At 63.7% G+C, this 19,386-nt stretch carries 17 protein-coding genes and 2 pseudogenes; 8 read left to right on the top strand and 11 right to left on the bottom strand.

All coding sequences use genetic code 11. From position 1 onward, the window contains the following. Window positions 1–215: 215 nt before the first annotated feature. The 5 genes from BLU84_RS12775 to BLU84_RS12755 form a co-directional block, all read right to left on the bottom strand. Window positions 216–1,016: a thioesterase family protein gene (locus tag BLU84_RS12775; protein ID WP_074867382.1), complete on the bottom strand. Its 801-nt coding sequence runs from the start codon at window positions 1,014–1,016 to the stop codon at window positions 216–218. Between the two features lie 190 nt (window positions 1,017–1,206). Further along, window positions 1,207–1,599, bottom strand: a complete 393-nt coding sequence (locus tag BLU84_RS12770; protein ID WP_139174973.1) for a hypothetical protein — start codon at window positions 1,597–1,599, stop codon at window positions 1,207–1,209. 43 nt (window positions 1,600–1,642) lie between these two features. Then, entirely contained in the window at window positions 1,643–2,149 is a 507-nt protein-coding gene (locus BLU84_RS12765; protein ID WP_074867378.1) for a hypothetical protein, read from the bottom strand. 456 nt (window positions 2,150–2,605) lie between these two features. Further along, window positions 2,606–3,139, bottom strand: a complete 534-nt coding sequence (locus BLU84_RS12760) for a hypothetical protein (protein ID WP_139174972.1) — start codon at window positions 3,137–3,139, stop codon at window positions 2,606–2,608. 43 nt (window positions 3,140–3,182) lie between these two features. Then, window positions 3,183–4,676 carry an alpha/beta hydrolase gene (locus BLU84_RS12755; RefSeq protein WP_074867376.1) on the bottom strand — a complete coding sequence of 498 codons (1,494 nt, stop codon included), beginning with the start codon at window positions 4,674–4,676 and terminating at the stop codon, window positions 3,183–3,185. Window positions 4,677–4,851: 175 nt separating this feature from the next. Between BLU84_RS12755 and BLU84_RS12750 the strand changes: the two genes are divergently transcribed. Beyond that, window positions 4,852–6,561 (top strand): histidine kinase, encoded by a 1,710-nt coding sequence (locus tag BLU84_RS12750; RefSeq protein WP_074867375.1) that lies wholly within the window; start codon window positions 4,852–4,854, stop codon window positions 6,559–6,561. Then, a complete protein-coding gene (locus BLU84_RS12745; RefSeq protein WP_074867373.1) occupies window positions 6,549–7,250 on the top strand; it encodes a LytR/AlgR family response regulator transcription factor in 702 nt (233 codons plus the stop codon). Before BLU84_RS12750 ends, BLU84_RS12745 begins: the two co-directional genes overlap by 13 nt. Window positions 7,251–7,365: 115 nt before the next feature. Here the strand turns inward: BLU84_RS12745 and BLU84_RS12740 are convergent, their stop codons facing one another. From BLU84_RS12740 to BLU84_RS12720, 5 genes and pseudogenes are all read right to left on the bottom strand, one after another. Next, window positions 7,366–7,689 carry a hypothetical protein gene (locus BLU84_RS12740; RefSeq protein WP_074867372.1) on the bottom strand — a complete coding sequence of 108 codons (324 nt, stop codon included), beginning with the start codon at window positions 7,687–7,689 and terminating at the stop codon, window positions 7,366–7,368. A 101-nt stretch (window positions 7,690–7,790) separates the two neighbouring features. Next, window positions 7,791–8,738: a hypothetical protein gene (locus tag BLU84_RS12735; RefSeq protein ID WP_139174971.1), complete on the bottom strand. Its 948-nt coding sequence runs from the start codon at window positions 8,736–8,738 to the stop codon at window positions 7,791–7,793. 45 nt (window positions 8,739–8,783) lie between these two features. Continuing rightward, window positions 8,784–9,224 carry a zinc metalloprotease gene (locus BLU84_RS12730; protein WP_074867367.1) on the bottom strand — a complete coding sequence of 147 codons (441 nt, stop codon included), beginning with the start codon at window positions 9,222–9,224 and terminating at the stop codon, window positions 8,784–8,786. Between the two features lies 1 nt (window position 9,225). After that, window positions 9,226–9,996, bottom strand: coding sequence for a hypothetical protein (locus BLU84_RS26485; protein WP_139174970.1), 771 nt, complete (start codon window positions 9,994–9,996; stop codon window positions 9,226–9,228). Between the two features lie 372 nt (window positions 9,997–10,368). Beyond that, window positions 10,369–11,484, bottom strand: a pseudogene (locus BLU84_RS12720) (serine hydrolase domain-containing protein). 311 nt (window positions 11,485–11,795) lie between these two features. On the opposite strand from BLU84_RS12720, the gene BLU84_RS12715 reads away from it, so the two are divergent. Continuing rightward, window positions 11,796–12,857, top strand: a complete 1,062-nt coding sequence (locus tag BLU84_RS12715; RefSeq protein WP_074867363.1) for an AraC family transcriptional regulator — start codon at window positions 11,796–11,798, stop codon at window positions 12,855–12,857. A gap of 33 nt (window positions 12,858–12,890) precedes the next feature. Further along, window positions 12,891–14,057 (top strand): nuclear transport factor 2 family protein, encoded by a 1,167-nt coding sequence (locus BLU84_RS12710; protein WP_211664533.1) that lies wholly within the window; start codon window positions 12,891–12,893, stop codon window positions 14,055–14,057. A gap of 330 nt (window positions 14,058–14,387) precedes the next feature. Here the strand turns inward: BLU84_RS12710 and BLU84_RS28640 are convergent. Beyond that, a pseudogene (locus tag BLU84_RS28640) lies at window positions 14,388–14,753 on the bottom strand (serine hydrolase domain-containing protein). 375 nt (window positions 14,754–15,128) lie between these two features. Here BLU84_RS28640 and BLU84_RS12695 point away from each other — a divergent pair. From BLU84_RS12695 to BLU84_RS12680, 4 genes are read left to right on the top strand one after another with little or no spacing between them, the layout of a single operon-like run. Further along, on the top strand, window positions 15,129–16,490 hold the full coding sequence (locus BLU84_RS12695; RefSeq protein ID WP_074867357.1) for a metallophosphoesterase: 1,362 nt from the start codon (window positions 15,129–15,131) through the stop codon (window positions 16,488–16,490). Beyond that, window positions 16,491–17,519, top strand: a complete 1,029-nt coding sequence (locus BLU84_RS12690) for a GTPase-associated system all-helical protein GASH (protein WP_074867355.1) — start codon at window positions 16,491–16,493, stop codon at window positions 17,517–17,519. Then, window positions 17,516–18,544, top strand: a complete 1,029-nt coding sequence (locus tag BLU84_RS12685; RefSeq protein WP_074867354.1) for a TRAFAC clade GTPase domain-containing protein — start codon at window positions 17,516–17,518, stop codon at window positions 18,542–18,544. The genes BLU84_RS12690 and BLU84_RS12685 overlap by 4 nt, the downstream gene beginning before the upstream one ends. Further along, window positions 18,541–19,383, top strand: coding sequence for a TRAFAC clade GTPase domain-containing protein (locus BLU84_RS12680; protein WP_074867352.1), 843 nt, complete (start codon window positions 18,541–18,543; stop codon window positions 19,381–19,383). The genes BLU84_RS12685 and BLU84_RS12680 overlap by 4 nt, the downstream gene beginning before the upstream one ends. The last annotated feature ends 3 nt before the right edge of the window (window positions 19,384–19,386 follow it).

Below are 19,386 nucleotides of genomic sequence, written 5' to 3'. Positions count from 1 at the left end.
TGGGCCCCTGTAGGAGCGACGCAAGTCGCGACCGCGGGGTCGCCAGCTTGCGCCGCACGCCGGAATTCGCGGTCGCGGCTCGCGCCGCTCCTACAGGGGGCAACCCATCCGCGCAATCATCGGGCTAGCCCTGTAGGAGCGACGCAAGTCGCGACCGCGGGCTTACACGCGCGAACGAAAGCTCACGCAAGCCGCCATCGGTCAACCCGCACCGCTCAAGCCCCAGCCACCGGCCGCACCGTCAGACACTGACTGACCACTCCGACCACACCCTCGCGGTCGTGGATCCAACTGTGAGTCAGCCCCACGCCTCCGGGCCCGAAACTCACCGACGTATCGAACCCCACCCACGGCCCGACCGGCGCGCGCAGCAGATGCGCGGTGAGGTCGAGATTCGGATACAGCGCCCGTTCCGGCGAAACCCGCGGCGTCGCGCCGTTGGCGATATCGACCAGCCCCATCAGCCGTGCGGTCGGGCTCACCGTTTCGCCCTTCAGCAAGGCCACGTCCGTATCGACCCAGAACACGCACTGCCCCGGCGCCTGCTCGCGCCGCCGCGTGCGCACGCTGCGGACGAAGCCGCCGGGCCAGACGCTGCCGAAATCCCACGATGGCAGCGCCTCCGGCGGTGGAAGCGGCGATTGGGGCGTTCCGGCCAAAGCGGCGCTGTCGGTACGCGCCAGCCACCACGCGCGCAGCACCACCGCGGTCCGCCCGCCGTGCACGATGCGCGCTTCCACCAACTCGATGGTGCGGCCGGGCCGAACGACGTCCAGTTCGACCTCGAACGCCTCCATCGGCAGCACGCCGTGAATATCGAAGCTCAGCCGGCCGAGCGCGAGATCGCCGCCGCCGCGTTGCTCGCGATGCCGTTCGAGCAGATGCGTCAGCAAGCCGAACGCCGGCGCGATGTGCTGCTCGCGCGGGTTCCAGCCGCCGCCTACATGGCCGCTAGGCGCGAAACGCAACGCGCCGAGCGGTTCGAAATACCAAGCGTCGTCGTGCGAACGATCCATTGCGTCCATAGGCGGGAGGAACCGTCGCCCAGCATACTCCTTCGCACACGCCGGCCTGCGGCGACGCAGCCGCGCAAACGAGGGCGTCCACCCGCGGCGCAAACAAGAACGCGACGGCCAATGCGGGCCGTCGCGTTCGCACAACGCTCCAGACCGAAAACCGCGCCGCCGCCCGCCGGTCGCGCGCGGCTCAGGGCTTCTTGGGCTCGTAGCTGGAGTCGTTGTCGACCCAGATTTCCGTGCACTTCTTGGCGGCATCGAACATGAAGTGGATATACGAATCGCCCTTGGCCGATTGCGCCGCCGACACCAGCGGCGCCTCGGTGGTGGTGCAGGTGGCGCGCGCGCCGAACGCATTGGCGGCCGAGCACATGGCCGACAGCGACGCCACGCCCGAGGTGGCGTACACCGTGCAACCGATGCTCTGGCGAGTGTCGGTGCTGTTGCGGGCGTAGCCGACACTGCCTTCGGCGTAGTTGGTGCCCACGTCGACGGCGACGTACTGCTTGAAGCCGGCATGGGCCGGCGCGAGCGAAGCAACGACAGCGCACACGACGACCGATACGGCGAACAGAGACTTCATGGCGATCTTCTCCTGAAAGTGGATGTCCATCGATGCGCAGCGATCAGTTCACCCGCCCGGTCGCGCCGGCGCCGTTGGCCGGGTTGTAGAACAAGACGCCGTTGGGCGAATACACCACGCGATTCCACCCCAGCGCGAAGGCGCCGTTGGGATAGGTGGCGAGCGTGGTGTGGTTGCCGGCGCTGTCGAGCCGGCCGATCGCGCCGGCGCCGGTCTGCGCGTTGTAGAAGAGCAACCCGTTGGGTGTAGAGACGATGCTGGTCCAACCGGTGGCGAACGAGCCGGCCGGATAGCTGCGGATGGTGACGTGATTGCCGGTGCTGTCGATCCGGCCGACCGAACCGGCGCCGTTTTGCGCGTTGTAGTACAGCAGGCCGTTGGGCGTATCGACGATGGTCGTCCAGCCGGTGGCGAACGACCCGGCCGGCCACGTGCGCAGGGTGGTGAACGACTGCGCCTGCACCGACTGCAACGGCAGGGCCAAGGCCAGCGGCACCAACAGCGAAGCCAACCAGGTGCGCTTGATCGTGCCCAGATTCGAGGTGCTCATGAGGTTTCCTTTCCGTAGGGTTCGCAGGGCGCGACCGCGGGAGCGGAGAGAGCGCCCCGCGTCGCGATGCCGCGGTCTGGCGAGCAGTCGCCGCGCGGCACACGCGGATTCAACGGCGCCGTCGCGGCAGCGGCAAGCCGCCTTCGCGATTGCTCAGATCGCGCGTGATCGGGCGCGCAGAGGGGTTGATCGGATCGAAAAAACGCGGCCCGCGCTTACGGATTTGGAAACCTGCGCGACGTCGCATGCGTCGCAGGCCGGAACGCGATGGCTGCACTTGAGGGCAAGAAAAGCCGATCCCCTTGCGATGACCAAGCCGAAGAACGGCCCTCCCGCCGCACGCGTAACCTCGCGCCGCCCTACATGTAGGAGCGGCGCAAGCCGCGACCGCGAACCTTCCAGCTCGCGCCGGATGCAGTGCGCCGAGCGCTAAAGACGCCGGACGCGCGCCAACGTTCAACGCCCGCGCGGAAAGAACCCGGGCGCCCGTTCCTGCACCGCGCGGAAATACGCAAAGTGACGCATCGCGTACTTGTTCGCGCTGGGCGGCGACGCAGCCATCCGCGGCCACTCCTCGTCGAACCCCACCTTGCGCAGCAGACGCGCATATTCCTTGAACTCGTGCGGCGTATTGCCGGCCGCCAGCATGTTCGCCACCCGGTGCCGGACGCGCTGCTTCAGCGCGTCCGGCAACTCGGCGCTGCGCAGCGCCCGCGCGGCATTGCTCTTGAGGATGCGGCCGAACGGAAACTTGCGGTCTTGCTCGATGAGCTCGACGCCGAGCGCCACGCAGGCCGCATCGCCGGCTTTGATGCCGTCGATGACGGTCTGCAGGATCGGCTCCGCCCAGACGCCGTTGGCGTTGCGATGCGTCCTGGGCTGGAGCGGGCGGGGCGAGGGGAGGTTCAATCGGGCGCAGTGCGCCAGGTAGCGCGATTGAACGGCCTCAACGCTCCACTCGCCGTCTGCGTTGTCGTCGCGAACCGGCATCGACCGAATCCAGGAACCGTGTGTGGCCGGCTATCTTAGGCGACTACAGCTCGGACTTGTTCTTGACGAACACTGGCAACGGCACGTCCAGCGCTTCGTCCTTGACCGGCCGGCCGGCTAGGAAATCGGCGATGTTCTCGGCGATGCCCGGGTGGCCCAGCCACAGCTCGTTGTCGTGGCTGGCGCCGCGAACCAGCAGTTCCCGGCCCTGGCGGAAGCCGGGCAACAGCGCCTGCGCATTGGCGCGCGGCGTGCGTCCGTCGAGCGTGCCGCTGACGAAAAGCACCGGCACCTTGCTGCGCAGCGGCGCGCGGAACGCCTCGCCCAGGTCGACCAGCCCCAGGCCGTCGGCGAGCTGCGGGAACGGGAAGTTCAAGGCGTCGCCGAACAGGCTTTCGCGCGCCTGCGCCTCGACCAGGGCGCGACGCTGCGGGCTCTGGCCGGAGGCCACGTCCATCGCCAGCGGCATCGCGCGGACCCCGAGCCCCTCGCGCATCATCAGCACGAAGCCCGCCAGCAGGCTGTAGTCGCCGCGTTCGGCGTCGCGCAACAGCAGCGGCAGCATGCGCTGGGAAGAGCGCCGGCCCAGCGCGTTGGCGATCGCCAACTGAGCGTCGAATTCGCCGATCACGACTTTCCTGCCGTCGTGCATCGGGCTGCTGCCCTGGACGGGCTGACGGCGCAGCGCTTCGAGCACGCGCCGGGCCGATCCCTGCATATCGTCGAAGCCGTCCTTCTTGGCGACGACGGCCAGATCCGCCAACAAGGCGTCCGCGGCCAGCGGCAACTTGATCGTGTCGTCCGGCCCCTCGGTCCCCATCAGCACCACGCGCTCCAGGCTCGCGCCGTGCCGGCGCACGGTGGCCAACGCCAGATGCGTGCCGTAGCTCATTCCCCACAGGCTGATGCGCTTGAGGCCCATCGCGCGCCGCAGCGCGTCGATATCGTCGGCGCTCTCGACCGTGGTGTAGGCAGCCAGATCGACGCCGGCCTTGCGCCACTGCGCGATGCACGTCACCGCGGTCGCGCGCAGCGCGGTCAGCGCGGCCTCGCGTTGCAAGGGTTGCGCGTCGTCGAAGCGATGCTGCTGGGTGCACTCCGGCGGCATTTCCGAGAAGTCCGTGCCGCGCTGATCGAGCAGCAACACATCGGTCTCGCGGCGGATGCGGTCGAACACCGGCCAGCGCGGCCCGAGCGCGGTGCCGAAACCGGAGCCGCCCGGGCCGCCGGCGAGATAGACCACCGGCGCGGCGCGGCCGTCGCCGCCGGTCGCGGGCAGGCGCACCACGCGCAGACGGATGCGCGGCCCGTCGGGCTCGCTGTGCCGGCGCGGCACCTCGATAAACGCTTCCTCAGTCGCGATCGTACCGTTGCCCTTGGTCTGCATCGCATACGGCGCGAACGCCAGCGGCTTGCGCGCGTCGCCGGCCAGCGCCGGCGCCGTGCAGGCGAGGGCGATGCACAGCGCCGCCCAGCGCGCGGCCCGATGCAAGGGCCGGCCGCGACGGCTTGAAACGAAAAACGATTGGCTCGACATAGCGCGCTCCGGTTGAGAGAAGGTCTGAACGTGGCCGGGCGCTTCGCGTCTTTGCGACGAGCCCAGCGGCCACGGCGTCCAGCTTCTCCCTGGCCGCGGCGTACCGGCCGCGTCCGTCCGCCGAACCGCTCCAAACGGCGGTCCAGCGTCTCCGCGCAGCCGATAAGATGCGGGCATGCAGATCCCACGCGGCTTGGCCGTCATCGTCGTCCTGTTCGTCGCCGTCGCCGCGTGGCTGCTCGCCGCGACGCCCGACATGACGGCCGTGCGGTTGCTGACCGGAGAAATGGCGCCCGCGACGCAGGCAGCCTCCGGCGCCTTGCCGGCGCGCCCGCCCGCCGACGCGCAGTGGCGCCCGCTCGATCAGCGCGTACTGGCCGGTTGGCGCGGCCCCTACTGGCTGCGCTGGCGCTCGCCCGCGCCCGCGACGCAGGACCCGGACGACCGCGCGCTGCGTGTGTCGCTGCGCGGCGCCAGCCGGCTGTACTGGAACGGACGCCCGTTGGCGGGCAATGGCGTCGTCGGCCGCACCGCCGCGCAGGAACGCCCGGGCCGCATCGACATCGTCCGCGCGCTGCCGCCCTCCGCCGCCGCCGGGACGGACGAACTGCTGGTGCTCGCGTCCAGCCACTATCGCAGCGGGTATCTGCGCAGCGCGGACGCCATCGCCGTGGTCGCGCCAGCGCAAATGCTCTACGGCCAAGTTCTGCGGCCCTGGCTGATCGCCGCCTTCGCCACCGGCGCGCTGGCGGCGGCGTGTCTTTACTTCCTGGCGGCCCAGCGCGGCCGCCCGCGCACGCCCGGCGCGCGCTTGCTGCTCGCACTGTGCGCGGTCGGGCTGGCGCTGCCGGTCGTCGAAGCCTGGCGCCCGCTGCTGGGCTATGCCTATCCCTGGCACGCGCCGCGCTTGCTGCTTCTGTTGGCGCTGCACCTGGCGGCAGCGGCGCTGCTGCCGGCCTACCTCGCGCGTCACTTCGGCGTCGCCGTGCCCGTTGCCGCGCGTGTCGCCTATCTGGCGACGCTCGTCGCGCTGGCCGCGTTCGTGCCCAGCTTCGATGCGCGTTCGGCGGCGGTGCTGCTGCTGAGCCTGCTCGCCTCGGCGGCGGTGCTGGCGCGCGCCCGAGGCGCGGCGGAGGAACGCACGCCGATCCTGGCGCTGTCGATCGCCGGCATGCTGGCGATGGCGGTCGCGCGCAACGCCTTCCTCGACGGCCCGTATTTCCTGCTGCTGGCGGTGCTGATGGGCTTCTTGCTGATTCGCCACGCGGCGCAGCTGCGCGCTTTGGACCGCCACAACGCGACCCTGCGCGAAGAGCGCGCCCAGCTCTCGCTGCAACTGCTGCAACGGGGCATCCACCCGCACTGGCTCATGAACACCTTGACCTGCCTGCAAGAGTTGATCGAACAAGCGCCGCCGCGGGCCAGCCGTCTGGTCGAGTCGCTGGCCGAGCAGTTCGACCGGCTGCGCGACAGCAGCACCCGCCCCAGCGTGGCGCTGGAGGACGAACTGGCCTTGTGCCGCAACCACCTGGACATCGTCGGCCTGGCCTCGGATCAGCCCTTGTCGCTGGAGGTCGACGCCGACGACACCCGGCTGTCGCTGCCGCCCGGCATCCTGCACGCGCAGATCGAGAACGCGCTGACCCACGCCGGCGCCAGCGCTTGCGCGCAGCGGCCGTTCCGCTTGCGCGTGCGCCGCCAGAACGAGCGCTGGACCCTGGAGTTGCGCAGCGCGCGCGGATCGGCGCCGCACCGCGGCCGCGGCACCGGCACGCGCTATATCGAGGCCAGCCTGGCCACTGCCTATCCCGACCGCTGGCGCTTCGACCAAGGCGCCGACGGCGCCGACTGGTGCGGCCGGATCGAGCTGACATGCGCATCCTGATCGTCGAGGACGAACCGCTGGTGCGCCAGCGCCTGCTGCGCCTGAGCGCAGAACTGGCCGGCGCGCGCGCCCGTTTCGACGCGGTCGCGGACTTGGAAGCGGCCGGCGACCGACTGCAGCGCAACGTCTACGATGGCCTGTTGCTGGACCTCAACCTGGAAGGCGAGGACGGCTTCGAACTGCTACGGCGCGCGGTGGCCGGACGCTACCACTGCGTCGTGGTCTCGGCCCATCGCGAACGCGCGCTGCAGGCCTTCGAACACGGCGTGCTGGATTTCGTGCCCAAACCGTTCTCGCGCGAGCGCCTGAGCCAAGCGCTCGAACGCCTGCTCGATGCCGGCCGCTACCGCAGCGGCCAAGCCCGCTACCTCGGCATCTGGCGCGCGCAAGGCACCGCGCTGGTCGAACTGGCCGACGTGGTGTGGATCCGCGCGGACGGCGACTACAGCCAACTGCGCCTGCGCGACGGCCGCAGCGAACTGCACGACAAATCCCTGGCCGCCCTGACCGGCCTGCTGCCGCCCGACTTCGTGCGCTGCCACCGCTCGTACCTGGTCAACCTGCGCCACATCCGCAGCCTGCACGCCGGCTCGGGCAGCCGCTATTGGGTGGTGCTGAGCGACGGTGCGGAGCTGTCCGTGGGCCGGGCGTACGTTGCGGCGTTGCGGCGCGAGCTTGCGTTGGAGTGAGGGCGTTGCCGGCGCGGACGCGTGGCGGCCATCGCCAGCGATGGTTTGGGCCACCGCCGGGCCACAGGCTGCAAGGAGTCGCGACGTTGCCGCTCACGGCATTCGTTGAATGCCCTTAAGCCAATCGCGCCAGAGCACGCCCGAGCTCCAGAGCGGTGCAGCGCGCAAAGTGGTTTGGGCGGAAATCCGTCGGGTGAACCACCAGCCGATGCACGCGAACGAACGCACCTTGTCCTATCGGATTCAATACGGTGCTTGCGCCCTCGAGAATCGCCAAGCGAGCCGCCTCGACCCATTGCGGATCAGCGTCAGCCGGCTCGGTCGCGACCACTTCGACTTCGATGAGAGGGGCGTCGCTTAGCTCGATGTCTGCATCGTAGATGACGACGTAGCTTCCGCCGCTTGCCGTCTGCCGGATGTCGCTGACGTTCAAGTACATGCGTGCTCACCGGTCGCCGATTGGGTCGGAAACGCACATTAGCACCCGACCGGCCGCCCGGCTCGATACATCAGAACCCAGCCACGGTTCTGACGAGTGCCCTAGAAGGCCATCTTCGGTCCGCCCTGGGACGGCCCGTCCATGCCCAGGGTTTGGGCCTGAGCTTGCTGTTGGGCCTGCTGCTGGTTGAGTTGCTCCACCCGTTCCAGGCTCTTGTGCGCAGGCACCTGAGCCGCGTTGCTGGCGTCGATCCCGAGGTGATGGTGCGGACCGGCCGGTCCATGCGGGGACGCATACCCAATCAGGCTCGTGCCTCCATCCGCCGCCTGGCCGATCACGACGCCGGTGAGGTTCGCCCCTACGGTCGGGTCTGCCTTCACCGCCGCCAAGCCCGCTGAGGCGAGGTTGCGGGCCTCGGCTTGACTCCAGCGGCCGTCGGCCAGCGCGGCGCGGTGGAACATCTCGAAGGCTGGGTGGTCGGGATGTTCCGGCTGGTCGGCTCGCAACGCCGATGTTGTTGCCTCTACAACAGGGGCATCCTGCCGGTGCGAGACGTGACCGCTGATAGATCGAGTGTGCGAGATGCTTTCTTGCGCGTGCCTGCCGTCGCTGGTGTCGACGTAATGCAGTTGGCGCCCGGGGCCGCCGAGGTCCACGCCGAACCGTTCTATCCGGCGTGGGTCCAGTTTGAGCGCCGCCATGTCCAGCTCGATCTGCGGGACATGCATCATCGTGTTCTTGGCGTAATCGGCCAGTGCCTGGGACACGGTGCTCATGGCATACGCCCCGGCCTGATCCCGATAGCTGGATTTGCCTTGAGGGCCAAGCGTGGCAGACGTGTCCGTGTAGCACTGGGCCACCGCTTCCAGCGCTGGGCTGGGTTGGAACTTGCCGATGCGCTGAATGCCGTCGGGAGACAGCTTGAGGCCGTCGTAGAGCTTGTTGTCGCCATCCACGCACGGAGTTGAAGTAGCCGCGAGCTTGGCGAACGCGTCGCGGTTGAATGGCTCCTGCCCGCCGTGGGTGGCCCGGCTCGCCAGGGCGTTCATTCCAATCAGCTCCGCCATGGCCTCGTTGCGCCGCTCGAACGCGACCTAACGTTGGACGGGAGCGGTGAGGTCAGCGGACTCGAAGTCTCTGGACGCGTCTCGAATCGCATGGGTCGCATCGAACAAGAGCTGATAACGCTCAAGCCGTCCAGCCTCCGCCAGCAGTGCGTGACCGGTTTCATGGCCGATCACCACCGCCAAGTTGCTCTGGCGAACCTCCGCTTTGTCGAAGCGTGCCGGATCGAAGTTGCTGCGATTGAGATGGACCGTGCCGGTGCCTGGATCGTAGTGCCCTGATTGATGGGGCTCGTCCGTCATGCCCAGATGTTTGAGGCTGCCATTGGCGATAGCCGCACCCATGACGTTGGCCAAGTAGGGCGAACTGGCGATGGTGGCTTCGATATCGGCCACTGCCGAGGGCGGGAGATTTTTTTGCCGAGCCAGTTCGTCGATGAGCGGCCCGATGTCGGATCGAACCTCCGCCACCTCAGCGCCCCTTGGTGTCGGCTTCGATACGCAAGTTGCCGACGCACGCTTCGCCCGGATTGTTATCCGACGCACCAACCCGATGGACAAGAGCGGTCACCGAGAAGGAGAGGCCTGGGATGCGTTTGACGTAGGTCGATCGCTCACGCCCCGCTCGGTCCGACCATCCCTCGTTGGCCGAATAGCCCAGCGCCGTAACGTGGCGTTTGAGGGTTTCCTGCGAGAACGAACACTGGGACTTCGCTGAAGTATGCGAGCCGCTCCCGGCCTCACCAAAGCCTGTGATCGAGACGGTCCAGTCGTTGGGAGTGTCGAGATACAACGCGTCCACATCCAGGGAATACTCGCCCCCGTCAGACAAGCGTCCTCGCACGGTCCAACCTCGACCGTCCGGGTGCTCGGCGCTCTTGCCGAGGGCAAGGCCGGTCACGGCCGCCACCCGCTCGGGCGCCAAGTCTTGGCTGGATTTCAAACTCGCGATCAAGCGAGTGGTGCGGTCGATCAGATCGCTGGAAGCCAAGAGCGGTCCGGGTGGCGGTGGAGTGACCGGAGCGTCAACAGGGACCGTATGAGAAGAGGGGTGGGGCGCCTCATCGGCGATGCGGTCCAACTGCTCAGCGACTTCTCGCGCAGCGATTTCACCGGAGGACGGTTGAGCTTCGGCCACGGGGACTTCCTTTTCCTGCTCAGCAGAAGCTTGGTCAGGGCGCGCGCAGCCTGCGAGTGCGAGGCAAGCGAATAAACCGATGTGGGGCCAGCGATGCAAGGTCATGAGCCGCTGCCGTCCTCTGCTGGGCTGGTCGGTTCCGACATTGGGTCCGTGGCCGTGGTGGCGCATGCGCAGGCAGCGAGCACACGGGCCCCAGTGGGCCGTCTCGTCGCCAAGAAGTGGCAAGGGAGCATGGGCATTCACGTCTCCATGTGCGCTTCGGCTCAGGGCCAAACGAGCAGCGCACTCGCGGCTCATCGTGGAAGAGCCTCCGCCGAGGGTCAAGCAGCGCAGGCGCCGACGACGCCAGGATATGACCACGATCTCAGCGGCGCGCCCGCTTTTTGCAGGCGGGCTTTTTATGTGTGACGTTCAGGTGTGCCGATGGGCCGCACGAACTGAAAACGCGGCACGCCCCATGTGCAGCCAAGCCCTTTAGCGCGAAGCGGCCGGCTTCAACGGCACATAGAACTCCGCAATCTTCGGAATAAACCGCTGCGGATTCGCCCCCGCAAGATTGGTCAACACCACAACCGCCAACCCATCGTCCGGATAGACCACGAACGCCGCGCGCGCACCACCGATGCCGGCCACTTGCCGCGGCGGTGCGGCGCGCAGCACCGGCCAGCCGGCGCCCCAGGCGCCGTCGGCGCCGCTGTTTACTTTCTCCGGCGTCCACATGCGCTACAGATGGGCTTGGTCGATCAGCCGGCCGTTCGACAGCGCGATGAGCCAACGCGACAACTCGTCCGCCGTGGTCTGGATGCCGCCGCCGGCCCACAGGCTGTAGGGCATGTCGTAGATCCAACGCGACATGCGGTTGCCGTCGTCCTTCGCCAAGGTGCCGCGCGGCGAGTGGCTGTAGATCGTCGCCGCGTTGGCCACCAGGTCGTAGCTGTCGCCGAAGGTCGTCAGCGGCATGCCGACCACGGCGAACTGGCGCTGCGCCAGATACTGCTCGTAGGGCATCTGCGTCTGCTTGACGATGATCTGCGCCAACAGGCCGTAGTTGGTCTGGTTGTAGGCGAAGCGCTCGCCGATGGGCGCCTCCAGCGGCCGCGCCTTGACCGCCTGCCACGCCGCCGCCTCGGGGCCGGCGCCGATCGAACCGTTCTGATCGACGATGTCGGGCAGCCCGGAGGTATGCCCGAGCAACTGACGCACGCGGATCGCCCGCCACGCTGCGGGCAGGTCGTCCAGATAACGCGAAACCGGCGCGTCGAGATCCACGCGCCCGGCTTGCGCGAGCTGCATCATCGCGACGCCGGTGAAGGCCTTGGTGGCGGAGTTGATGGGGAAGCGGGTGGTGGCCGTCACCGGCACCTTGTTCTCGACGTTGGCGTAGCCATAACGCTCGGACAGCACGCCCCGACCGTCCTTGATGACGGCCACTTGCAGGCCGGGAATCCGCTGCTCGGTCATGGTCTGCTGCACGAACCGTCGGGTGAGTTCGTTGGCCTCGCGCAACGAGGTGGCGGCGAGCGCGGCACACGGCAACGACATCAGCACCGCGGCGATGAGCGCGGTGACGCGGAGTTTTACGGACGGCATGCAAGTCCCTGTGGCGAAGGCGCCGGTGAGGTGAGGTTCAAGACGCTGGCCGGGCGATGCCTGTGACCAGCCCGGTGGGTGGATGTAGCCAATGGCGGGAGGGTTTAAACCGCTCGGCCTCGCCACAACAGCGCGTCCGGAAGGAGGGCAGCGAGTGTGTACCATGGCCTACCCTCGTCGAAGCGCACGCGGCCGGGCATCGGGTCGGGGCGATGCAGGAATGTTCTCCCGCCCGTTCGCCGCACGCGTGCGTCGTCGCTCTCGCCGTGCGGTCGCGACCCGATCAACACCGACCTTTCGATGCATCGACCATGCTGAGCCAGCATTTCCTGTTCTTCTTCGCGATGCTCGGCGCCTTCAACGGCATCGGCGCGGCATCGTTTCTCTGGTGGCGGGCCAAGGGCCAACCCACGCAGCGTTGGCTGTCGCTGCTGATCCTGGCGGTCAGCGTGCGAACGGGAAAATCGGTGGCCTATTATTTTTGGCCCGCCATTCCCAAGATCGTTCTGCAGCTCGGCCTGACCGCCTGTTTCATGATCGGGCCATGCCTGTTCTTCCTGGTGCGCTCGAGCCAAAGCGACAACCCCAGCCTCGGGCGGGCCGACCGTTGGCATATCGCCGGCCTGCTGGCCATCGCCGCCGCCGTGAATGTGTTGCTGCCCTATGCCGGGCATATCGACCTGTGGCGACAGGTGATTGTGCCGGGCATCACCTACTCGTGGCTGGGCTACCTGCTGCTGGCCACCGCGCAGGTGTACCGCCACCGCAGCCGGCTTGCGGGGACGCCCTCGGGCCCGCTGTTGCTGGGGGCGGTAGGCGGCATCTGGTTGATCTGGATCGCCTACTACACCTCCGGCTACACCGCCTACATCGTCGGCGCGCTGTCCTTTACCTTCGTCCTGGCGGCGAGCGTGCTGGTCTATCTGCGCCTGCGCGCGGGCCGCGCCCCGATCGAGCCCTACCAGGATCGCCGCATTCCCCAAGCCGAAGCCGCCGTGCAATTGCAGGCCCTGGCCGAGTTGATGGCGAACGAGCGCTTGCATCTGGAACCCGGACTGACCCTGCCACGCCTCGCTCGCCGGCTCGGCATGCCGCAGACCCGGCTGACGCAGTTGCTCAACGACAACAACCAGACCTCGTTCAAGCAATACCTGGCGCAACTGCGCGTCGGCGAGGCCAAAACGCTGCTGGCCCGGGAACCTTCGAAGCCGCTCGAAGCGATCGCCGAAGCGGCGGGCTTCCAGTCGATGTCGACCTTCTACAGCGCCTTCAAAAAAGCCGAAGGCATCACCCCGGCGGCGTTCCGACAGCGCTGCGCGACTCCGGCAATCGATTCCCGGAGTCCTCGAAGCGATTCCAAGGCATTGATCTGAAAGGGCGCCTGTAGCGTACGTGGCCTCCCTCGATTGCGAGCCGGTGCCATGTACACGTTTCGATTGTTGCGATGCCTCGTCCTGCTGCTGGCCGGCCTGACGGCCGTCGCCCACGCCCGTGCGGCGGATGAAGACCCCGAGCGGGCCGCCATCACCCGCACCTTGACCGACTACATCGACGGCAGCGGCCAGGCGCGGCCGGAGCAGTTGCGGCGCGCGTTCCATCCCGACGCACGCCTGCTGCTGAGCCGGCCGGGCACCGCCTATTGGCCGGTCGGCGTCGACGAGTACGTCGGCTGGTTCTCCGGCGCCAAGGCCGGCCAACCGACCGGGCGGATCGGCAAGGTCCTGTCGATCGACGTCGAGGGGGACACCGCCACCGTCAAGGCCGAGATCCTGATGCCCGGCCAAGGCGCGCGGTTCATCGATTTGTTCCTGCTGCGCAAGCTCGATGCCGAATGGAAAATCGTCGCCAAGACCGCCACCCGCGAGCCCAGCCAGCGCAGCGGCGAGCGCGTGCTGTTCGTCCTGTCCAGCAGCCAGTTCCACGGCGCCTCCAAACTGCCGGCGGGCGTGAGCTTCGGCGAGGTCGTGGAAGCCTGGGACGCGTTCCTGGCCGCCGGCCTGACGGTGGATTTCGTCACCCCCGAAGGCAACGCCGCGCCGATCAACGTGACCGAAGCGGGCGAGTTCCGCAGCCGGCTCTACGACGCGGACCTGATGTACGCGCTGGGACACACCTACACGCCCGCGCAGATCGACCCGGCGCGCTACCGCGCCGTGTACTTCGTCGGCGGCAGCAACGCCATCTACGGCGTACCGGAAAACACCCAACTGCAAAACATCGCCATGCACGTCTACGAGCGCAACGGCGGCGTGGTGTCGGCCGTGTGCCACGGCACGGCGGGGCTGGTGAACCTCAAGTTGTCCGACGGCAAATACCTGATCGGCGGCAAGCGCGTCAGCGGCTATCCCGAGGAATTCGAACGGCAGGACGCCGCTTATTTCAAAGAGTTTCCGTTCCTGATCCGGCAGACGGTGGAGTCGCGGGGCGGTACGTTCCTGACTTCAGCGCGGGATAAGGGGTATGTGGTGGTCGATGGGAGGTTGGTGACTGGGCAGAACTATCTTTCTGCGAAGCAGGTGGCGGGGGCGGTTGTCGACATCCTTCGCAGGCCGGATGATCGACAGGCGAAGTAGGGCGCGGCGGAAGTGTGATCTTGTGCGGCATCGTCTAAGCGATGCAGGGCCGCAAACGCGCGCTCAGTGAAAGTCCACGGCGCAACGAAAGTCTTGATCCGCCCCTTTTTTTCGCAGGGGGCGGTTCTCTTTTTTCCGCATCCATCATGGTGCGAAGCCGCGAGCATGATGTAGTGGGTCGTGCCCTAAAAAATAGGATGCGCGCGTTCGAAACGGGCGACGCTAATCCAACCTTCCAAGTGTTCACAAAAAACGGGTGGGTGCTTGGCTGTCGTTGGTCTGGTAGCAGCCGAGATGGCCGCCGACAGGCGCATCCAACGGTCGCGTTAATTACCTGCCACGCCTCCGCCTCGGGGCCGATGCCGATCGAGCCGTTCTGGTCGACGATGTCGGGTAGCCGGAGGTATGCCCGAGCAATTGACGCACGCGGATCGCCCGCCACGTTGCGGGCAGGTCGTTCAGATAGCGCAAGACTGGGGCGTCGAGGTCCACCTTTCGGGCCTGCGCGAGTTGCATCATCGCTATGCTCGTGAAGGATTTGGTGGCGGAGCTGATGAGGGAGCGGGTCTAGGGCGTTACGGGGGCTTGGTTCTCGACTTTGGCTAGACCGTAGCTCTCCGACAGAACTACTCGGGCGTCTCTGACGACTACTACTTCAAGGCCGGGCATCCGTTGCTCCGTCATTGTCCGCTTCACCAACTGGCGGATGAGTGCGCTTGCGTTCTGCAACGTAGAACGGGCCAAAGAGGTTGTCGACAATGTAAATCTAGTTGGCCCGGCCGGTCAGATCCACCGGGTGGTGAACGAATGAGCTCGTACCTGCAGTGTCGGTACGGCCAACGTCAGAGGGGCGGCAGCATTGTCAAACAACTACGCTTGCTAACGATCACATTCGAGGGGCTCATATGCGTTCCTTTCCTTTGGCAGTATGGGAAGGCATCCGGCACGGACCGCGTCGCAGAATTGAGTGCGATGAAAGCCAGTAGCGGGTATCGGTCGTGGCGCACTGGCATTCAAGATCTGATGTACTCTGAAGCAATAAGAATTTACTGGGGTTCGCAAGGAGGGGGTATGCCCGCGGTATTTATTCATGTGTCCGACATTCATTTCGGGCAGGAAAAGGATGATCGTGTCTATATTCACGGTGATGTAAAACGCCAGCTCATCGCTGATGCCAGGGATGTTGTGGCGAGTATCGGTTCAGGAGGGGCGCATGGCATTCTGGTTACCGGTGATATTGCCCACTCTGGTGTCCGGGAGCAGTACGAAGAGGCTGGGAAATGGTTGGATGAGCTGGCTGCAAGTATCGGCGCTGAGATTCACTGCGTTCAAATGGTGCCAGGCAATCACGATCTTGACCGTTCCAAGGCTTCATTTGCAGCTGGCCAGATTCTCGCTCACATCCGCGATGGCGGAGCAAAAGAGTTTGAGAATATCCTCCGGAATCCAACCGATCGGGCTGCATTGTTCGAAAGATTCGAGGATTACGGAAAATTTAGCTTTGGCTACAACTGCCCGCTCAACAACGAAGGTGCATTCGCTTCTGAGATGGAAGTAACGTTGGCCCCAGGGCGAGCAATACGATTCATTCGGTTCAACTCGTCGCTGCTATGTCATGGGAAGGAGCGTCATGAGCATCCGGAGCTGATGATTGGGGCTAGGCAGTTCACTATTCCCAGGGCAGATGGGGTAGAGAACATAGTGCTAGTTCACCATCCGCTGCATTGGTACAAAGACCAAGCTCAAGTGCGTGACTACATTCGTAGCCGTGTACGAGTGATGATATCTGGGCATGAGCACGATCCTAAAGTGATCGTTGATGCGGTAGAGCCCGGTTGCGATTTGATGATGCTCGCTGCCGGCGCGACGGTCCCATTCGAATCTAATGAAATTTATACATTCACATATAACGTCATTGAATTCGACTGGGATGAGGAAATCGATGGCCTTTCTGTGACTATTCATCCAAGAGCATGGAACCCGCAACGAACTTGTTTTGAAGACGATCAACAGCGGCTCGGCGGTAGGTCCCCGAAGTTTAGCTTGCAGTGCCCTTCATTTCGAAAAGCGGAGAAGCTTGCTGCTGATGAATCAGCCGGTTTGGTGACATCCACTGGGCGTGATGCTGGTTTGAGCGCTATTGACCCAGTCATAGAAATGGTCCCAATAGGGCCGTTGATGGAAGGGGATCAGGTTATGCCATCAAACATAGAGGGCTATGAGATCGCCCGCCTACGCTTTTTCCGCGACCTCCTTCAAGGGGAGCGATTGCGCATTCTTGTTGAACTCGGAGCCCTTGATAAAGGTTTCGATGAGCGCATGACGCAGGGGCTTGAGCGACGCTTACTGGATAAGCTTGTTAGCGGCGGTAGGCTTGAGCAAATAAATAAAATGATTGATCAACTGATTAGCGAAAAAGATAGGGGAGTGTGAATGAATAACATCTCGACCCACATGCGGATTTGCGCGGTCTCCATCAGTGACGATGAGGTTAATTCGAGGACTGCAGCGGTAACAAGTCTTGCTGTCGTTTGGGGGAAGGAAACTAATATCACAACTCTTTTGCGAAGAGCCGAAGATGTGGCAATCGCGTTAGGTGGTGATGGTCGAGCTACTCAGTCGTTAGGTGTAGAGGTGCAGGCTGCTATTCAAAAAAAGTCCTCAGCTTACTTATACGAAGAACGCCCCCTCGACGTAGGTGTCTGTGCCGGTATGGCGATGGTGTCGTTGATCAATGAGCAGCCGGGGAATAGTGGCTGGACAAATAAAGATGTGTATGCGACAGCGTTATGGCTGGCTCTTACATATCAACCAAGCTTGGGAGATGCTCGGCGTGAGAAGCTTCGTAGAGAAGTACTTGAAAGCTGCGAAAATTGGGCGATCTCCTCTGCTCGCGAGGCAAGATCAAGGTCTGAGGTAAAGAATCCGGCAGAACTAAAGATTACGGTCGCCGAGAATGGTTTAGTTACGCACAATTTCAAGGCCGTGATCGATGGATCAATCAATGCCTTGAGGCGTAATGCTGCGCTAGACCGCGAGGAATTAGACTTTCTCTGGTGGGCGCAGATCGGAAGTAGTCGGCTGCTGAGGAGAAAAATTTCTTCTCTTAATGAGCCGACGAGAATTATCGGCGCAGCGATTGAAGGTGCTGCGATTTTGCGTCGCCTCCCTAGTGAAGTGCATCGCGAAATTATTCTGCGTACGCTGAATGAGGATCCCCAGCTTGATCTAAGCGAGCTTCTCGATATGCTCGGTGAGGATCGAGCTGCAATTGGTGCTGGCTTTGGATTGGATAACGTGACCAATCACCCCGCAGTATTTCCCGTCCTCTTGGCTTTAACGAGTGGTGCGGTGACTGGTGAAGATGCGTGCATAAAGCGTGCCGTTTCTGAGTGGGGCGCAAGAGCTCTGGTAGAGGCCAGTCTAAGCCATATGGCAGCAAAAGGATTGCGGACCTTATGAGCAGGACCTGCAAGTACGAGGGATGTACCGTTGATGAGACTGGGGTGTGTGCGCTGGAGCGTCCTGCATCGACCTGCGAGAATAGAGATGGAGCCCTGGCTGAGGCAGTTATTGGTGAGACATCTTTTGATAGCAGCCAATTCCCTCAATCCGGCGAGTCTCTCGGCACTCCTGTACTCAATCGACCCGCTATCAAAAGTCCTTTTCCCTCAAGCCGTACGCTTGGCCTAGAGGATCTCAATGCCTTGATGGCTACCCGATATGTCAATGTGGTCGGAATTCTAGGTGATCCAGAGTCAGGAAAAACGGCATGTCTTGCTAGTCTGTATTTACTTGTGGCTAACGCGATGCTGAAAGGTTGGTCGTTCGCTGATAGTAGAACACTCACAGCGTTTGAGGATATCGCTCGAGGTGCACGAGAATGGAATAACGGCGCGCCCCCCGAGCAAATGACGGTTCATACCGAGCTATCTGACGACCGTCAACCAGGCTTTTTGCATCTCAGGCTAGTCCGAGAGAGGGACGGGAGGCGAGTCGATTTCGCTCTCCCAGATGTGCCTGGAGAATGGACACAGGCGCTCATAACTTCCGCCGAGTCTGATCGTTTCGATTACATGAAGTCCGCTGAGGTAATCTGGATTGTGTTAGACGGTCGTGTACTAGCGAGCCTCGAAAAGCGACAGGGTCTTATAGTTCGTGTGGGACAACTAGCGGCGCGGCTAAATAAAATGCTTAGCGGAAATAAACCGAGAATATTGTTGGTCGTAACGCACAGAGATCAATGTGCTGTGGACGAAGTTGTTGTTGCGCGCCTGAATAATGAACTGTGGCGTCGTCAAATTCATGCTGAAATTGTCGAAATTGCTCCATTTTCAGATCAGCCAGACATTGTTCCTGCGGGCTTCGGTATATCCGAACTCATCAATCAGACAGTGGATTGCAACCCTAATCATTCGGTGTTTTGGCCTGCTAGCGAGCATGTTGATGGTGACCGTTATTATCTAAACTATCGGAGGCTCGTATGAGCCAATCTATTGTTCTTCTGGGCGGTCCGGACTCTGGTAAGACCAATTATATTGGGCGTCTTTGGAGGATTCTGGATGAGGCCGCGGGTGCGCTGCATGTTGCGGAGCAGCCTGAGGACTTGAGCTTCGTTCTTGAAATCGCCGATCATCTATTTGAGGGCGAATTCGCGCCGCGTACCGAACTCAGTGAAGCGCGCAGGGATTTTAATGTTGTGGTGGCTGCGGAGTCGGGCGGGGCGACAACCAAACTAATTGTGCCAGATATCTCAGGTGAGCTTTGGCAAACCGCAGTGCTAGAGAGCGAAATTGCGGCAGACTGGATGCAAGAACTGCGCAATGCCAGCGGCGCGCTGCTTTTTGTACGCGTTGCTTCTGACCAGGACGTGCGCCCGCTCGACTGGGTTACTTCCCGTAAAATGCTGGAGTTAATCGGAAGTGACGATGATCATGGGATGCCGACGCAAATAATGCTTTGTGAGCTTCTACGCTTTTTGGAGTGTTCACTGGCTCGCCAAAGTAATGGCGGGATGTCGCGTTTATCGATTATTGTTTCCGCATGGGATCTCGTCGATTCGGTTACTTTTACGAGTGGCCCGGTGGAATATCTGAAACAAGAGTATCCGTTATTTTTTGGGAGGTTGGGGGACATGTCAGATATCGACGTCCGTGTGTACGGCCTCAGTGTTGTTGGCGGTGATTTGAAGAATGACCTTGCTTATAGAGAGCAATTTCTACGGAATGGTCTGGATGGCCGCGGCTGGGTTGCGGTACTGGTAGACGGTGTATGGCGGAAAAATCCTGATGTGACTTTACCGTTAGCGTGGGCGATGGGTCTGTAATTT

The sequence above is a fragment of the Lysobacter enzymogenes genome (genome assembly GCF_900106525.1).
GTDB classification, from domain to species: Bacteria; Pseudomonadota; Gammaproteobacteria; order Xanthomonadales; family Xanthomonadaceae; genus Lysobacter; species Lysobacter enzymogenes.
This window is presented reverse-complemented; position numbering and strand designations above follow the sequence as displayed.

Coding starts and splice junctions, on each gene's coding strand:
- BLU84_RS12745 (WP_074867373.1), top strand. CDS start 6,549: ATGCGCATCCTGATCGTCGAGGACGAACCGCTGGTGCGCCAGCGCCTG.
- BLU84_RS12715 (WP_074867363.1), top strand. CDS start 11,796: ATGCTGAGCCAGCATTTCCTGTTCTTCTTCGCGATGCTCGGCGCCTTC.
- BLU84_RS12690 (WP_074867355.1), top strand. CDS start 16,491: ATGAATAACATCTCGACCCACATGCGGATTTGCGCGGTCTCCATCAGT.
- BLU84_RS26485 (WP_139174970.1), bottom strand. CDS start 9,996: ATGACCTTGCATCGCTGGCCCCACATCGGTTTATTCGCTTGCCTCGCA.
- BLU84_RS12680 (WP_074867352.1), top strand. CDS start 18,541: ATGAGCCAATCTATTGTTCTTCTGGGCGGTCCGGACTCTGGTAAGACC.
- BLU84_RS12775 (WP_074867382.1), bottom strand. CDS start 1,016: ATGGATCGTTCGCACGACGACGCTTGGTATTTCGAACCGCTCGGCGCG.
- BLU84_RS12765 (WP_074867378.1), bottom strand. CDS start 2,149: ATGAGCACCTCGAATCTGGGCACGATCAAGCGCACCTGGTTGGCTTCG.
- BLU84_RS12755 (WP_074867376.1), bottom strand. CDS start 4,676: ATGTCGAGCCAATCGTTTTTCGTTTCAAGCCGTCGCGGCCGGCCCTTG.
- BLU84_RS12770 (WP_139174973.1), bottom strand. CDS start 1,599: ATGAAGTCTCTGTTCGCCGTATCGGTCGTCGTGTGCGCTGTCGTTGCT.
- BLU84_RS12750 (WP_074867375.1), top strand. CDS start 4,852: ATGCAGATCCCACGCGGCTTGGCCGTCATCGTCGTCCTGTTCGTCGCC.
- BLU84_RS12760 (WP_139174972.1), bottom strand. CDS start 3,139: ATGCCGGTTCGCGACGACAACGCAGACGGCGAGTGGAGCGTTGAGGCC.
- BLU84_RS12740 (WP_074867372.1), bottom strand. CDS start 7,689: ATGTACTTGAACGTCAGCGACATCCGGCAGACGGCAAGCGGCGGAAGC.
- BLU84_RS12695 (WP_074867357.1), top strand. CDS start 15,129: ATGCCCGCGGTATTTATTCATGTGTCCGACATTCATTTCGGGCAGGAA.
- BLU84_RS12685 (WP_074867354.1), top strand. CDS start 17,516: ATGAGCAGGACCTGCAAGTACGAGGGATGTACCGTTGATGAGACTGGG.
- BLU84_RS12735 (WP_139174971.1), bottom strand. CDS start 8,738: ATGAACGCCCTGGCGAGCCGGGCCACCCACGGCGGGCAGGAGCCATTC.